Source organism: Nocardia sp. NPDC058058 (assembly GCF_042885355.1).
In the GTDB taxonomy this organism is placed as follows: Bacteria; Actinomycetota; Actinomycetes; order Mycobacteriales; family Mycobacteriaceae; genus Nocardia.
This window is the reverse complement of the sequence record NZ_JBHVSA010000004.1, coordinates 1,011,858-1,025,848: the sequence shown is the minus strand read 5'-3', so window position 1 is coordinate 1,025,848 and position 13,991 is coordinate 1,011,858. Positions and strand designations below refer to the sequence as shown.

The following is a 13,991-nucleotide window of genomic DNA, read 5'->3' as shown; positions in this document are numbered from 1 at the left end:
CGCTCTACCGCAGCGCGATGAATGCGAGAAGTTTGCGGCCGACGCGCGACGGTAACCCGGGGGCGCTAGCGTGTTGCGAGTGACCACCTACTCCAGTGATCTCGAACTCGCCCTGCGGCTGGCCGACGCGGCCGACGCCATTACCCGTGATCGGTTCGGCGCACTCGATCTGAAGATCGATTCCAAGCCGGATCTGACGCCGGTATCGGACGCTGACCTGGCCGTGGAGCGCATGGTGCGCGAGGCGCTGGGGGCCGAGCGGCCGGACGATCTGGTGCTCGGTGAGGAATTCGGCGGGGATGCCGAGTTCAGCGGGCGGCAGTGGGTGATCGATCCGATCGACGGCACCAAGAATTTCGTGCGCGGGGTGCCGGTGTGGGCCTCGCTGATCTCACTGCTGGAGGACGGCGTACCGGTGGTGGGCGTGGTGAGCGCCCCGGCGCTGTCGCGGCGCTGGTGGGCGGCGGCGGGCGCGGGCGCGTGGACGAGTTTCGAGCAGTCCGAGCCCAAGGCCATCTCGGTGTCGGCGGTGGCCGAACTGGGCGCGGCCAGCCTGGCGATCTCCTCGCTGTCGGGCTGGCGGGCGATCGGGCGGCGGGCCAAGTTGATCGCGCTCACCGATGAGGTGTGGCGGACCCGCGGTTACGGCGATTTCTTCGGATACACGCTGCTGGCGGAGGGTGCGGTGGATATCGTCACCGAACCCGAACTGTCGCTGTGGGATATGGCGGCGCTCGACATTCTGATTCGTGAGGCGGGTGGCACGTTCACCTCGCTCGACGGCAATCCCGGACCGCACGGCGGCAGTGCCGTGGCGACGAATTCCCATCTGCAGGACCAGGTTCTGGCCGCGCTCGCTGCCTGAACCCTTGGCCGCCTGATACCCCGAACACACGAACGCCCCCGCCTGCAGTGCGGGGGCGTTCACGTTCGTTCGGTCGAGATCTAGGCGGAACCGCCGCCGCCACCGCCGGGTGTGCCGATGAGCACCCCTACGAGGCCGCTGAGCAGACTGGTAACCACAGAGACGAGTCCTGACAACATAACCAATCCTCCTTTCGTCTCGTCGAAAAACGTAGTGAGGCTTGACAGTTGGCGTGACCGAAACGAAATAACCGCACCGAGTTCCCGCTTATGCAAGACTCGCGACGCAGCAAATCACCTTGCACACAAGCAGATTCGACGCGTTTATCGCGAAATACCTTGGGTAAACCTATTATCCACGCTTATTGATGCGGATCACGTGTCATATCAACAAATTCGGAGCCGCAACCCATTCGGATAGGTCCCGACCTCAGGCGTTGGGCGCACCGCCGCCCTTACTGGAACCGGTTGACGACCCCGACAGCAGGCCGACCAGCGCCTTGACGATGGGCGAGCACGTCGGATCGGTATTGGAGGTGCACCCGATCTCCGAGGAACCGGACGAGCCGGAAGTCGCGACCGGAGTGCCGACCGGGGACTGCGCCGCGGCCACCCCGACCTGAATCGGCATGAACAGTGCACCGGCTACAGCCATCCCGGCAATTGAACGCTTCATCTCGAGTCCTTATCTGGTGAGTCTTGCTCTGCCGACTCGAAAGATAGTGAAACGTAAAGATTTCGCAAAGCCCCGAATTCCCCGGCCCCGGAACTATCCGAGCATGCGCAGGGTGGGCCAGGTGTCGCGCCAGGGCAGCAGAACCGAGCGGCAGAGATATAGGCTCCGACCCTGCTCGTCATTGTCGATACCAACACCATTGTCGATCCGCCCGACCAACTCCGGAGTGGTGCACAGCCGGGCGAGACGCCCCGGATTCAGGCCGACGGTGAGCACCGGGCGCCCCTCGGCGGGTGGACCCCACCACCAGTAGGCGTTGTGTGCACTGTGCGGCACGGGGAGGCCGTAGGCGGGGCCGAACCGCTCGATGGCCGCCGCCTCACCGTAGTTGGCTGTGAGAATGTCCGCGTCCGGGGCGAAACGGGAACGGGCGTCGGCGATCCGGCGTACGAAGGCCGGCCAGCCGATGGTCTCGCCCGCGTCGTAGTTGACCGCGAGCACCGGGGAATCGGGCAGGTCCGAGATCGGGAGGATCGGCAGGAACAGCACGGCCGAGACGGCGGCGTTCACGGCCACCGCGAAAGCGACGGCGGCGGCGCGCATTCGGTGATCGCGGAGCTTCGGCGCCAGTCCCACCGCTCCGGCCGCGAGCAGGAGCGGGTACATCCCACCGAGGTAGTACGCCTTGCCGCCGGTGAGGGTGAAAATCAGGAAGAGTAGCGCGTAGGTGAGCGCGAACGCGTGATACCGGATATCCCGGCTCAGCCGGTAGAGGCCGAATATCCACAGCGGCACCAGCAATGGGCCCATCAGCCCGAATTGCAGCAGCACGAAGGCGAGCGGCGAGTTCGAGGTGCCGGAGGATCCGCCCGCGATGGAACGGCTCAGCTCCCACTGCGGCCAGCCATTGCTCCCCTGCCACCACAGGTAGGGCAGCACCAGTACTCCGGCGATGCCGATGGCCAGCGCGAAGTACCTGGTGGCGAATATCTTTCGAGGTCCTGCCAGGGCGAGCGACAGGGCCAGCACCACCAGCGGAATCGCCATCAGTGCCTTGTCCTGCAGGCCGATTCCCGCCAGTGCACCGATCGGCAGCCATCGGTGCGGCTGGAAGTCCGTGCGCAGCAACCGCATTACGAGCAGCGTGAGCCCGCACCAGATGGCCAGGTCGAAAACCGTTGTGCCGAGCTGATGTCCGGCCGCCATGACCAGCGCCGAAGCGGCGACCGCCGCCGTAGACAGGGTCTGCGCGACCCGCCCGCCGCCGAGTTCGCGGGCCATCCAGCCCGCGCAGAGCACCACGGCCGATGTCGCGAGAATCGCCGGAACACGCAGCAGTATCAGTGAATTGGGGTCGATCGAGGAGATGCCGCGTGCGATCAGCGGCACCAGCGGCGGTTGGTCGGCGTATCCCCAGTCCAGCCGCCGTCCCGCGGCCAGGAAGTACATCTCGTCGCGGTGGTATCCGTACCGATCCGCGCAGCCGAGCAGGATCGCCGCGAAAATGCCCGCCACCCAGTACATTCGGCCAGCGTGTCAAACGGCGATGAACGCCGGATGGATTCAGCGCACCCGTTTACCATGCGAACCCGACGCGGGGCTGCGGTCCCGACGCCGGGAGGTGGTGCGGTCAGCCGAACGGGCTGAAGCCGGAGCCGGAGTTGCCCGACCCGGTGTTGATCTGGCCCGAGCCGGTGCCGGCGGCGCTGGAGCCGCCGTTTCCGATCTGGACCGAACCGAATCCGGCGGCGGAGCCACTGCCGCCGTTGCCGCCATTACCGTTGCCGGAGCCGGTATCGATGCCGCCTTCGGTGACGGTGCCGATGTCCTGGAGCGGGATGCCTTCTGCGGACGCGCTCGGGGCCGCGGCGATGAACAGTGCGATCGCTATCGCGCCGGTGGTACCTACCAGCGTTTTCATTTAGGGAGACCTCCATATGGGGTGCAAGGGTGCGCCGACACCGTAGCCCACTCGTAGACCTTTTGAATGACGTTTGTTTCACTATTGGCCATGGCGCATTGGAGACTTGCGAAACCACCGCGCTGACCAGCCGATTCGACAAGCCTCGACGTCAGTTCTTACTCTGAAGTAAGATAGTCTTACTCTGGAGTAAGATTGCTGGGCAGGATCACCCTCCACACTCAAGAAAACTGGTGATTATGAGCACTCGAGACACCGCAAAGACGCGACGTCCGGATACTTCCGCCGTAGGCCTGAACCCGGTCAAGCGCGACTGGATGGGCGCTGCGATGCGGGTCATGACGACCATCACGGGGTCCGAACTCGCGGAGAAGTACAACCTGCGCAAGCCCATCGAACGGCTGACGTACGAGGGCACCAAGACCGGTTTCCGCAGCCTCGGCGCCGCGACCCGCGTCTTCGAGAAGGTATCCGGTGGTGGCGCTCCGAAGCGCTTGCCCGCCAACGAGTCCAAGAAGAAGGACTACTTCGATCTGACCCCGACCGACGATCAGCAGATGATCGTCGAGACGGTCCGCGACTTCGCCGGCGAGATCCTGCGCCCGGCCGCCTATGACGCCGACAATGCCGCCAAGGCCCCGCGCGATCTGCTCGAGCGCGCGTCCGAGCTGGGCATCACGCTGATCAATGTGCCCGAGGAGTTCGAGGGCGCGGCCGCCGAGCGTGGCGCGGTCACCAATGCTCTTGTGGCCGAGGCGCTCGCGCACGGTGACATGGGTCTGGCGCTGCCGCTGCTCGCGCCGAGCGGTGTGGCCGTCGCGCTGTCCCAGTGGGGCACCGACGCGCAGCAGAAGACCTACCTGGGTTCGTTCGCCGGTGAGAATGTGCCGCAGGCATCGGTCGTCATCTCCGAGCCGCAGGCGCTCTTCGATCCGTTCGCGCTCAAGACCAAGGCCACCCGCTCGCCCAGCGGTTACCGTCTGAACGGTGTGAAGAGCCTGGTTCCGGCCGCGGGTGATGCCGAATTGTTCATCGTGGCAGCCGAACTCGACGGTCGTCCGGCTTTCTTCATCGTGGAGTCGGACACGCAGGGTGTGGTCGTGGAGGCCGATCCTTCGATGGGTCTGCGCGCCGCGGGCCTGGGTCGCCTGATTCTCGACAATGTCGCCGTGTCCACCAACGCGCTGCTCGGTGATGCCGAAACCGCCCAGCGCTCCGAGGATTACGCCGATGCCGTGCGCCTGTCCCGCCTGGGCTGGGCCTCGCTGGCGGTCGGCACCGGTCAGGCCGTGCTGGACTACGTGATTCCGTACGTGAAGGAGCGCGAGGCGTTCGGCGAGCCGATCGCGCATCGCCAGGCGGTGGCCTTCATGGTCGCCAATATGGCCATCGAGCTCGACGGTCTCCGTCTCGTGACGCTGCGGGGTGCGTCGCGCGCGGAGCAGGGCCTGTCGTTCGCTCGCGAGGCCGCGCTGGCCAAGAAGCTGGCGACCGAGAAGGGCATGCAGATCGGCCTGGACGGTGTGCAGCTGCTCGGCGGTCACGGTTTCACCAAGGAGCACCCGGTGGAGCGCTGGTACCGCGATCTTCGTGCCATCGGCGTTGCCGAGGGCGTCGTCCTTCTCTGACCCGACTTCTCAACGGAGAGACAACTCATGATCAATCTCGAACTCCCCAAGAAGCTGCGGGCCAGCGCCAACCAGGCCCACCAGGTTGCCGCGGAGATCTTCCGCCCGGCTTCGCGCAAGTACGACCTCGCCGAGCACGAGTACCCCACCGAGCTCGACACCATGGCCGCCATGATCGAGGGCCTGTCCGATTCGGGCACGCAGGACATCTCCGGCGCCACCGGCGGCCGCAAGGCCAAGGGTGAGGGCGAGGCCGAGCCGGATGTGCACGCCACCGAACTGCTCGGAAACAGCAACGGCGGCAATATGTCCGCGCTGCTGAACGCCCTGGAGACCTGCTGGGGCGATGCGGGCCTGATGCTCTCGATCCCCTACCAGGGCCTGGGCAATGCCGCCATCGCGGCGGTCGCCACCGATGAGCAGCTGCAGCGTTTCGGCAAGGTGTGGGCCGCCATGGCCATCACCGAACCGTCCTTCGGCTCGGACTCGGCCGCGGTGTCCACCACCGCCACCCTCGACGGTGACGAATGGGTCCTCAACGGCACCAAGATCTTCGTGACCGCCGGTTCGCGCGCCACCCACATCGTGGTGTGGGCCTCGGTCGACAAGTCGCTGGGCCGCGCCGCCATCAAGTCGTTCGTGGTGCCGCGTGATGCCAAGGGCCTGACCGTGTCCCGCCTCGAGCACAAGCTCGGTATCAAGGCCTCGGACACCGCGGAGATCCGTTTCGAGGATTGCCGCATTCCGAAGGACAACATCCTCGGCAGCCCGGAAGTCAACGTGGAGAAGGGTTTCGCGGGCGTCATGCAGACGTTCGACAACACCCGCCCCCTCGTGGCCGCCATGGCCGTCGGCGTCGGCCGCGCCGCCCTCGAAGAGCTCCGCAAGGTCCTCTCCGACGCCGGCATCGAGATCGACTACGACAAGCCCGCCAACAACCAGCACGCCGCCGCCGCGGAATTCATCCGCATGGAAGCCGACTGGGAGTCCGCCTACCTGCTGTCGCTGCGCGCCGCCTGGATGGCCGACAACAAGAAGCCGAACTCCTTGGAAGCCTCCATGTCCAAGGCCAAGGCCGGCCGCATGGGCACCGACGTAACCCTCAAGGCCGTCGAACTCGCCGGCGCGACGGGCTACTCCCAGCGCACCCTCCTGGAAAAGTGGGGCCGCGACTCGAAGATCCTCGACATCTTCGAAGGCACCCAGCAGATCCAGCAGCTGATTGTGGCTCGCCGCGTCCTGAACCTGGGTAGCGACAAGCTGAAGTAAGTTCTGGCACTGCGGAAACCGGTGTGGTCCTAGTTTGGGGCCGCGCCGGTTTTTCGTTTTCGGGGGGTGGGGGTTGGGCGGAAGATGTTGTCCCAGTGGTTGTTCAGGTGGGTGATGGCTTCGGGGAGGGGGACGGCGGTGTAGGTGCCGGGGGTGGGTTCGGTGATGAGGTTGAGGGTTTTCAGGGCGGTCAGGCCGTCGGGTGATTGGAAGTCGAAGGTGGTGTTCCAGCGGGATTGGAACCAGGATTCGACTGATTTGTCTAGGTCGGCGGGGGTTTGGGGGTGGGGGGCGGTGTTGAGGAAGTGGTAGGTGAGGAGGGTTTGTTTGAGGTCGGCTTCCTCGGCGGCGTCCAGGAGGTGGTGGAAGACGCCCGCGCCGTTGTCGAGGGTGCGGAAGTAGAGGTGTTCGGAGAGGGTTTTGAGGAGTTTGATCTTGCGGTTCTTGAATTTGGAGAACTGGCGGAAGAGGTAGCCGCCGAAGGCTCCCGCACCGGCGGCCAGGCTGATGAGGGCGGTTTGGTCGAGTTGGACGGACTCCTGGCGGAGACCGGCCCAGAAGGCCAGCAGCAACAGGACCGGGGCCAGGGCGGCGATGAGTTTCGTTGCTATGACGATGATTCCGGAGATCATCGCGGGCACGCCGATCAGGAGCTTGTCCAGGGGGCGCATGCCGACCCGGACATAGGGGTAGAGCATTTCGAGATCGTTGCGCGGGACATCTCGGAACAGCTTCAACACCACCTCGCCACCCAGGCGCGGTATGTAGACGAGAACCTTGGAATAGCAAGTGAATTCGATGGCACGACGGCGTAATCCGAACAGCCACTTCACCTTTTCGGTGCGCTGGGAGACGCCGCGACGGAAGAACAGCGCGGTGTCGAGATCCTGTTCGTCGACCGCCAACCGCACCTTGACCAGGGAATGCTCGGCGAAGGCCCGGCGGATCTCCGCGCCGCCGATCCGGGTGAAGTCGGCGGCCTCGGCGAGCGCGACCAGTTCACGCTCCAGGACCTGCTGGGCCACAATGTAATCCGCGGTTGTCGCGGCGTGCACGGACCGCTCGTCCGCCGCCGGATCCAATACCTGATACGCGTCGAGCACCGCATCGCCGCGCAGGTGGTAGCGCTGGTGCACCAGCGCGGCGAGCAGGCGGGCGAACTCCAGGAAGGATTCCCGTTCCGCAGCGGGTACCTCGTTCGCGCAGAGCGCGATTACCGCGCTCTTGCGGAACGGCAGGAAATGTTCGGCCTCCATCGGTGCTCCTTCCGACGGGCGGGCCCGTCGGAGTTCACCTTAGGTGCCGGACACGGGTCGCCGAAGCAGGGTGCGCAGGGCTCCCGGCAGCGGCTTGGGATCGCGCTGCGCGGGGGCGCGCAGTGCCCACGAGGTCAGCGTCAACGCGGTGAAGACCAGTGGACTGATCCAGCGCGGAGCCGGATCGCCGACGGCCAGGTGCGAGGCGGCCGCACCCGCGTAGACGAAAACCAGTCCGGCGTAAGCCCATTCCTTCAGGCGCGGGAAGCCGGGTGCGACCACCGCGCCCACCGCGAGCAGTTTGGCGGTGCCGAGAATCGTCGCGAAGTACATCGGGTAGTGCAGGTCGTCGAAGGTGTCCCGCACGTACGGGACGCGGGCCAGATCCCAGTAGGAGCCGACGACCGATTCGGTGAGGACGACGCCGCTGGTGACGACGAAGGCGGCGAACTTGGCGCGTTCGGCCGTGGTCGTGCCCGCGTACGTATTGATCAGCGCGCCAACGCGACTCGCGGGCGCGGTGTACACCGGGGCGCCCGCGTTCTGGGCCGCCGCACTGGATCGTGTCTGTGTGCTCATCGCTCGTCCACGATCTCGCCGGTCTCGACGGTGGCGTCGACGGTCAGCGCCATGGTCGCACCGACCAACGGAAAGCCCTGGGAGGCACCGATTGCCGTGAGCATCTGCTCGGCGGAGTCCCAGCGCCAGGTGTCGGCGTAGCTGCCGTCTTCGAGGCGGGTGAGCCGAGTTTCGGTCAGCCCCGGGTTATTACGGCGAATCCCGTCGATGAGGATGCTGCGCTGGGCCAGCATGGCGTCGAAGTCGGCGGCCTCGACGCGGTAGTGGTGAATCCTGACGACCGGCATGATGTCGTTCCTTGCTCTATTCGGGTGGTCTTTCTGACAGGGAAAGCGTCACATCGGGCCGATCCGGCGAGTAGTGCCCAGCCGCACCGATCGCGGGTGCAACCGCGGGCGTATCGGTTGTGCAATCTGCATATTCGCAGATGGGAACCCATGCGGTGAGCACGAACTCGCCATCGCGCACCGAACCGGTGAAGCGCCCGCCCGCGTCGAGCACCCGGGCGCGCATATTGCGCAGGCCCTGCCCGTCGCGGGACGGCTGCGCGCCGACCCCGTCATTGCGAATGCTCAAGTGCAACCCGGCATCTCGTTGTCCACACGAGATCTCCGCGCGGGTGGCGGCGCTATGCCGGAGAATATTGGTGACCGCCTCGCGCAGCACCGGCACCAGCAGCGCACCCGCCCGCCCCGGCAGCCCGGCATCGGACTCGATATGCACCGCCACGTCGCCGTCCGCGAGTGCCCTTCTGGCGGACCGCAGTTCGCGATGCAGTGAGATCCCGGGCAGATCCTCGACCATGGCGCCCGCCTCGGTCCGCGCGTCGGCCGCGATGCGCATCGACTCCCCGATCTCGATCGCGGCCCGGCTCGGGTTCCGGGTGATGAGTTCGGTGATGAGATCGCTCTTGAGCGCGAGCACCGACAGCGTGAGCCCGAGCAGATCGTGCATATCCCGGGAGACCCGTAATCGCTCCACGTGCAGGGTGATTCGCATGAGTTCGGCGCGCGACCGATTCAACTGCTCGGACAGTTGCAGGAACCGGGACAGCCCGAACAGCACCAGTACGGCCTGCGCGGCAAGGAATACCCAGCCCGCCCGGCTGGTCAGATCGGTCGCGGCTTCGGTGTACACGGCCCGCAGCGCGATCAATCCGGCCGCGATGCCCAGCGCCCACAGCCCGGGCACGCTGAGCAGCACCGCGGTGGCGAGCAGGATCAGCCATACGCACCAGGACGCCCCCAGCCAGGGCAGTGGCAGCAGGGTGATGACCGCCTGGAGCGCCAGCAGCGGCGTGGCGTGCCGCGGCCAGCGCAGTTGCGCCAGTAGCAGACTCGACATGGCCGTGCCGCCCACCGCGATCGCGATGCGATAGTCCGTGGCCTCCAGGGTCTGATCGACGGTCCAGGCGATCAGGCTCATGACCAGCGCGGCCTGGGTCAGCCGCGGCGCGAATCGGGCGACCGGATCGATATCCACCGGCGGGGTGTGGAAGCGATGGTGTTCGTCGGCGGTTTCCCGCACGGTCTGGGTCATGCCGCGGGTCACCCGGGCCACCCGGGTGGCTGCCTGCCGCGCGGCTTCCGGGTCGGATTCCAGATCACGCTGCGCGGCCCGCAACCAGTCGATGACGATATCGAGTTGATCGCCGAGCGCGGCCCGCAATCGGCGCGCGACCTGTAATCGCTCACGGGCCAGCGTGATCCGCTCCAATTCGCCCCGCGTGGTGACGAGCCGATCGACCAGTTCCGGTAACCGCAGCAGGCTGTACATGACGATGCCGACGGCCGCCGTGGTGAGCACGCCGTACAGGTAGCCGGTCCAGCCGTCGCGCCAATCCTGGTGTGCGATACCGGCGCTCGCCGCGACCAGGCAGAATGCCTGCCAGCGCAGTCGATTCGGCACACACCACAGCACGGTGGCGGCGAGCAGGAACCCCTGATTGACCCCGCTGCCGCCGACCAGGAGTATCGGCAGGCAGGTCAGCGCGAGCTGAACCGGCAGCACCCATCCCCGGCTGCCCGGGCGGCGCTGGGCCAGCACCAGCAGTCCGGCCTGCACCGCACAGCAGAGCACCATGACCGGATCCGCGCCGCCGACGAGTACCGACAGCGTGAAGACCGCCAGAAACAGATACCCGGTCGATCGCGGTAGTAGTGCCACGCCGATGATTGCATATCAGAGCAGCCGTTCGGGCAACCGCGATACCGCACCGAACCTGCGGTGAGGAGCGGGTTTTCGTGCTGAGAGTGCTGGTTGCCGAGGATATGCGGCTACTGCGCGACACCCTGGTCGCCGCCCTGGAATTGGAAGACGATATCCGGGTCGTCGCCGCCCTCGATCGCGGTGAGGCGATCGTGGACACCGCTTTGGCGGAACAGGCCGACCTCTGCATCGTGGATATCGACCTCCCCGGCGTGGACGGCCTGACCGCCGCCGCCGACCTCGCCGTCCGCTACCCCGCCTGCCCGGTCCTGATCCTCACCGCCCTGTCCAACCCGCGACACCTCAAGCGCGCCATGGAGATCGGTGTCAGGGGTTTCGTCCTCAAGGACACCCCCCGGCAAGCATTGCTCGCGGCGGTCCGCACGGTCGCGGCGGGCGGCCACATCCTCGACCCCGATCTGGCCTTCACCGCCCTGCGCACCCCCGACTCCCCCCTCACCGACCGCGAAACCGATGTCCTGCGCAGCTTTTCCGCAGGCGCGGACCCCCGCGAAATAGCCGCCCACCTCAACCTCACCTACGGCACCGTCCGCAATTACCTCGCCTCGGCCGTCACGAAACTACAGGCCCGCAACAAAGTCGACGCCGTCCGCATCGCCACCGCGTCGGGCTGGCTGTAATCCGCATTCCTCGAGCGAGATTCGTCAGCGCGGATGGGTGGCGGCCTCCCCCTGCTCGATACGCCTGCTGATCCGCGCGATGCGAGCGGCGGTGGATGGGTGCAGCACTGTGAATCGCGAATCGTAGCGTCTGGTGAAGGCCGACAGCATTTCTCGGAGCGGCGGGCCGTAGCCGAGATCGGCGACCACCTTGTCTGCCAAATACTCCTCCCGCCAGCTGAGCCACATCATCGGAAAGAGCTGCAGGTCACAAATTATGGCCAGGATGCACGCGTACCGGATATCGATGGCCGGAATCATGAGCGCTACCAGGGGGACGAAAGGGATTGGAAACGCGAGCAGCAGAACCAAGGCGTGGTACGCGGTCCATCGCTCCCGACGCGGCAACGTCTCGATCAGCAACTTCATCGGACCGGCGAAGATCTTGAGAGTCGTGGTCGCGCAGAGTGTTTCGATGGCGTTCAGAGTCCACCCGCCGATCACGTGATGACCGAATTCGTGCGCGACAACGGCCCGCAATTGGAGTGGTGGCAGATCGCGGATAGCCTGTGTCGACACCACGACCATGCGATGCGCATGCGAGTGTGCACGCGTCCCGCGTAGTTGGGATTGGTCCCGCACCATCAACCGCAGCCGGGATTCGGGCATGCCCGCCGCGTGCAGCACATCGCGACGAGCCGCGATCAGCGTCGCGAGGGGACCCTCGAACTCCGCCGGATACACCGCCTCATCCGGGTGTTCGCGAATCGAACGCAGGCGGCTTTCGTCATCCGGCAGCACCCAGGTGAACACCCGCATGAACAGCCAGGCCAGCACCCGGACCACCACGACCGCGATGGCCGCCCACAGACCAACCAGCACCACGAGACTTCGAAGAATCACCACGTTCGCGACAGCCCACGGCAGGGCCACGATCAGCCGGGCGAACGGCAGGAGCATCGCTTCCAGACGAAAGCGGCCGGTGAGTCGGTATTCGGATGCCGCGGACGCGGCAGCTGGGGTCATGCGAATCGGTCTCCGTCAGGCGCAACGCCGGTAGCAGGAGGTGTTCTGCAACGATACGAACCCTCCGCGCGGCGATGTAGCCCCCGATTCCTCTGGCCGAGACAGCTATTCACGATCGCGCCAGCGACCCCTAGCGGGCGGATGCGTCAGCCGGTTCCCAGTCGACGCGGTGGTCGAACATCCAATTCAGGTGGCCGACACCGCCCTTGGCGGCGCGGCGCAGGAAGAAGGGGGTGAGCATGCGGACAAGCCAGCGGGAGATGCCGTTGGTGGCCTTGTCGCCGCTGGTTTCCGCGCCGTGGGCGACGACGCGTTCGACGCGCTCGCGGCGGCGGTGTTCGAATTCGGTGAGGGCGGCGGCGGTTTCGGGGATATCGCGCAGGCAGGTGGCCAGGACGATGGCGTCTTCGACGGCCATGGAGACGCCCTGGCCGGAGGAGGAAGCGACGGCGTGCGCGGCGTCGCCGATGATGACCATGGAATCGTTGTGCCACTTGGCTACCGAGGGCATGTCGTACTGATTGAAGGCGGGGACGAAGGTCTCGTCCGGGGTGGCGGCCACGATGCGGGCGGCCGGGGTGCGGTCCGCGGCGAGCAGGCGCGTCAGCTCAGCACGCCAGTGCGCGATATCGGTTCCGGACAGCTCGGATTTCGAAAGCTCCCGGGTGTGCGGCACATTGGCGAACCACCAGATCTCCCCGGTGGGCGCGACCAGATAGCCGAAGAACACTTCCCTGCCGAAGATCATGTTGTAGATGCCCGGTTCGAGCGCCAGTTCGGCGTGCTGCTCCGGATCGTTCACGAATCCGCCGAGACCGTAGATGCCGAGGTAGTTGGCCTGCGGTGCGGTCGGGTCGATGATTTCCCGAGTGCGGGAACGGATTCCGTCTGCCCCGATGAGCAGATCGGCGTCCAGGGTGCCGCCGTCGGCGAAGGTCGCGCGCACACCGCCGCCGGGGATTTCGACGGCATCGACCAGGCGCCTCCCGAATTCATAGCGAATCCCCCGCCGCTCGGCCTCGGCATTGAGCGCCCGGTACAGATCGCGCCGCTTGACGCTGTGCGTGACGGTGCCGTCGGGCAGCATGCCACCGATCGGCATATCGGCGATGTGCTTACCGCGCGCGGTGGCGAACGACAGCGTCCCGGTGGGATGTCCGGTCGCCTGCACCAGCTCGTGCGCGTCGATCAGGGACAACGCGGCCAGCCCGTTCACCGCGACGGTCAGGTACGCCCCCAGTTGTTCGGCCGCCGCGTCCTCGTACGCCTCGCAGACAACGGCTTCGATACCGGCGCGCTGCAATGCCATGGCCGTGACCGGTCCCGCGATACCGCCGCCGATGATCAGTGCTTTCTTCACGGTATGTCTCCTCATGAGCTTCCTCGGCTGTGATGTATCTTGATTATCAAGACAATATTAGTTTGACGATCGAGGTTCTTGAATGTCAAGAGAAAATATGGAAACCCTGCGTGCGCAGGTCGGACAGGAGTCTCAGGCGCTACAGGCCGCGGTCGACGGCGTCGACGAGGCCGCCGCGGCCGTCCTCGGGGTCAACCGAACCGACCTGCGCTGCCTCGAAGTCCTCATGCGCGGTGAGGCCACGCCCGGTCAGCTCGCCATCGAACTCGGACTCACCAGCGGCAGCGTCACCACCGTGGTGGACCGGCTCACCAAGGCCGGATACGTGGAACGCCATCGCGAGGACGGCGACCGCCGCAAGGTACTGATTCGCAGCACCCCAGCCGCCCAGGCGAAGGCGTGGGAGATCTACGGCCCCATCGCGACCGAGGGTGCGGCAGAGCTGTCCGAATACTCGGCCGAGCAGCTCAACACCGTGCTGGAATTCCTGCGGCGCAGCCGGGACCTGCAAATTCGCCATCGCACCCGAATCGCAGAGCTGCCCAGAGCCATTCGCTGAGGGCGCTAACACAGCCGATACATTC

The 13,991-nt window shown here is 66.1% G+C and carries 14 protein-coding genes; 5 read left to right on the top strand and 9 right to left on the bottom strand.

The window, feature by feature from the left end:
• Positions 1-79: 79 nt before the first annotated feature.
• Entirely contained in the window at positions 80-865 is a 786-nt protein-coding gene (hisN, locus tag ACFVUS_RS35785; RefSeq protein ID WP_387777015.1) for a histidinol-phosphatase, read from the top strand.
• Positions 866-1,294: 429 nt separating this feature from the next.
• Here the strand turns inward: hisN and ACFVUS_RS35780 are convergent, their stop codons facing one another.
• The 3 genes from ACFVUS_RS35780 to ACFVUS_RS35770 all read right to left on the bottom strand — a co-directional run bounded on the left by ACFVUS_RS35780 (position 1,295) and on the right by ACFVUS_RS35770 (position 3,461).
• Positions 1,295-1,519 (bottom strand): hypothetical protein, encoded by a 225-nt coding sequence (locus ACFVUS_RS35780; protein WP_387777012.1) that lies wholly within the window; start codon positions 1,517-1,519, stop codon positions 1,295-1,297.
• A gap of 114 nt (positions 1,520-1,633) precedes the next feature.
• On the bottom strand, positions 1,634-3,064 hold the full coding sequence (locus ACFVUS_RS35775; RefSeq protein ID WP_387777009.1) for a glycosyltransferase family 39 protein: 1,431 nt from the start codon (positions 3,062-3,064) through the stop codon (positions 1,634-1,636).
• Positions 3,065-3,170: 106 nt separating this feature from the next.
• The gene (locus ACFVUS_RS35770) at positions 3,171-3,461 is read right to left on the bottom strand and encodes a hypothetical protein (protein ID WP_387777006.1); all 291 of its coding nucleotides are present in this window, start codon (positions 3,459-3,461) and stop codon (positions 3,171-3,173) included.
• Positions 3,462-3,694: 233 nt separating this feature from the next.
• On the opposite strand from ACFVUS_RS35770, the gene ACFVUS_RS35765 reads away from it, so the two are divergent.
• Together ACFVUS_RS35765 and ACFVUS_RS35760 are read left to right on the top strand one after the other, a co-directional pair.
• On the top strand, positions 3,695-5,089 hold the full coding sequence (locus ACFVUS_RS35765) for an acyl-CoA dehydrogenase family protein (RefSeq protein WP_387777003.1): 1,395 nt from the start codon (positions 3,695-3,697) through the stop codon (positions 5,087-5,089).
• A 27-nt stretch (positions 5,090-5,116) separates the two neighbouring features.
• Positions 5,117-6,358: an acyl-CoA dehydrogenase family protein gene (locus ACFVUS_RS35760; protein WP_387777000.1), complete on the top strand. Its 1,242-nt coding sequence runs from the start codon at positions 5,117-5,119 to the stop codon at positions 6,356-6,358.
• A gap of 29 nt (positions 6,359-6,387) precedes the next feature.
• Here ACFVUS_RS35760 and ACFVUS_RS35755 read toward each other — a convergent pair whose 3' ends face one another.
• From ACFVUS_RS35755 to ACFVUS_RS35740, 4 genes are read right to left on the bottom strand one after another with little or no spacing between them, the layout of a single operon-like run.
• Positions 6,388-7,614, bottom strand: coding sequence for a DUF3754 domain-containing protein (locus ACFVUS_RS35755; protein WP_387776997.1), 1,227 nt, complete (start codon positions 7,612-7,614; stop codon positions 6,388-6,390).
• Positions 7,615-7,653: 39 nt separating this feature from the next.
• The gene (locus ACFVUS_RS35750) at positions 7,654-8,193 is read right to left on the bottom strand and encodes a DoxX family protein (protein ID WP_387776994.1); all 540 of its coding nucleotides are present in this window, start codon (positions 8,191-8,193) and stop codon (positions 7,654-7,656) included.
• Positions 8,190-8,480: a hypothetical protein gene (locus ACFVUS_RS35745; protein ID WP_375966179.1), complete on the bottom strand. Its 291-nt coding sequence runs from the start codon at positions 8,478-8,480 to the stop codon at positions 8,190-8,192. The genes ACFVUS_RS35750 and ACFVUS_RS35745 overlap by 4 nt, the downstream gene beginning before the upstream one ends.
• Positions 8,481-8,496: 16 nt before the next feature.
• A complete protein-coding gene (locus tag ACFVUS_RS35740) occupies positions 8,497-10,359 on the bottom strand; it encodes a histidine kinase (RefSeq protein ID WP_387776991.1) in 1,863 nt (620 codons plus the stop codon).
• Positions 10,360-10,436: 77 nt separating this feature from the next.
• Between ACFVUS_RS35740 and ACFVUS_RS35735 the strand changes: the two genes are divergently transcribed.
• Positions 10,437-11,042, top strand: a complete 606-nt coding sequence (locus ACFVUS_RS35735) for a DNA-binding response regulator (RefSeq protein ID WP_387776988.1) — start codon at positions 10,437-10,439, stop codon at positions 11,040-11,042.
• 24 nt (positions 11,043-11,066) lie between these two features.
• Here ACFVUS_RS35735 and ACFVUS_RS35730 read toward each other — a convergent pair whose 3' ends face one another.
• Together ACFVUS_RS35730 and ACFVUS_RS35725 are read right to left on the bottom strand one after the other, a co-directional pair.
• Positions 11,067-12,047 carry a M48 family metalloprotease gene (locus tag ACFVUS_RS35730; RefSeq protein WP_387776985.1) on the bottom strand — a complete coding sequence of 327 codons (981 nt, stop codon included), beginning with the start codon at positions 12,045-12,047 and terminating at the stop codon, positions 11,067-11,069.
• A 130-nt stretch (positions 12,048-12,177) separates the two neighbouring features.
• On the bottom strand, positions 12,178-13,407 hold the full coding sequence (locus ACFVUS_RS35725; RefSeq protein ID WP_387776982.1) for an FAD-dependent oxidoreductase: 1,230 nt from the start codon (positions 13,405-13,407) through the stop codon (positions 12,178-12,180).
• 82 nt (positions 13,408-13,489) lie between these two features.
• Between ACFVUS_RS35725 and ACFVUS_RS35720 the strand changes: the two genes are divergently transcribed.
• Complete coding sequence (locus ACFVUS_RS35720) at positions 13,490-13,966, top strand: MarR family winged helix-turn-helix transcriptional regulator (protein ID WP_387776979.1); 477 nt, start codon at positions 13,490-13,492, stop codon at positions 13,964-13,966.
• Positions 13,967-13,991: the final 25 nt, after the last annotated feature.

Excerpts from the sequence above, each read along its gene's own strand:
- ACFVUS_RS35770 (WP_387777006.1), bottom strand. The coding sequence starts at position 3,461 with ATGAAAACGCTGGTAGGTACCACCGGCGCGATAGCGATCGCACTGTTC.
- ACFVUS_RS35745 (WP_375966179.1), bottom strand. The coding sequence starts at position 8,480 with ATGCCGGTCGTCAGGATTCACCACTACCGCGTCGAGGCCGCCGACTTC.
- ACFVUS_RS35775 (WP_387777009.1), bottom strand. The coding sequence starts at position 3,064 with ATGTACTGGGTGGCGGGCATTTTCGCGGCGATCCTGCTCGGCTGCGCG.
- ACFVUS_RS35755 (WP_387776997.1), bottom strand. The coding sequence starts at position 7,614 with ATGGAGGCCGAACATTTCCTGCCGTTCCGCAAGAGCGCGGTAATCGCG.
- ACFVUS_RS35720 (WP_387776979.1), top strand. The coding sequence starts at position 13,490 with ATGTCAAGAGAAAATATGGAAACCCTGCGTGCGCAGGTCGGACAGGAG.
- ACFVUS_RS35750 (WP_387776994.1), bottom strand. The coding sequence starts at position 8,193 with ATGAGCACACAGACACGATCCAGTGCGGCGGCCCAGAACGCGGGCGCC.
- ACFVUS_RS35730 (WP_387776985.1), bottom strand. The coding sequence starts at position 12,047 with ATGACCCCAGCTGCCGCGTCCGCGGCATCCGAATACCGACTCACCGGC.
- ACFVUS_RS35760 (WP_387777000.1), top strand. The coding sequence starts at position 5,117 with ATGATCAATCTCGAACTCCCCAAGAAGCTGCGGGCCAGCGCCAACCAG.
- ACFVUS_RS35780 (WP_387777012.1), bottom strand. The coding sequence starts at position 1,519 with ATGGCTGTAGCCGGTGCACTGTTCATGCCGATTCAGGTCGGGGTGGCC.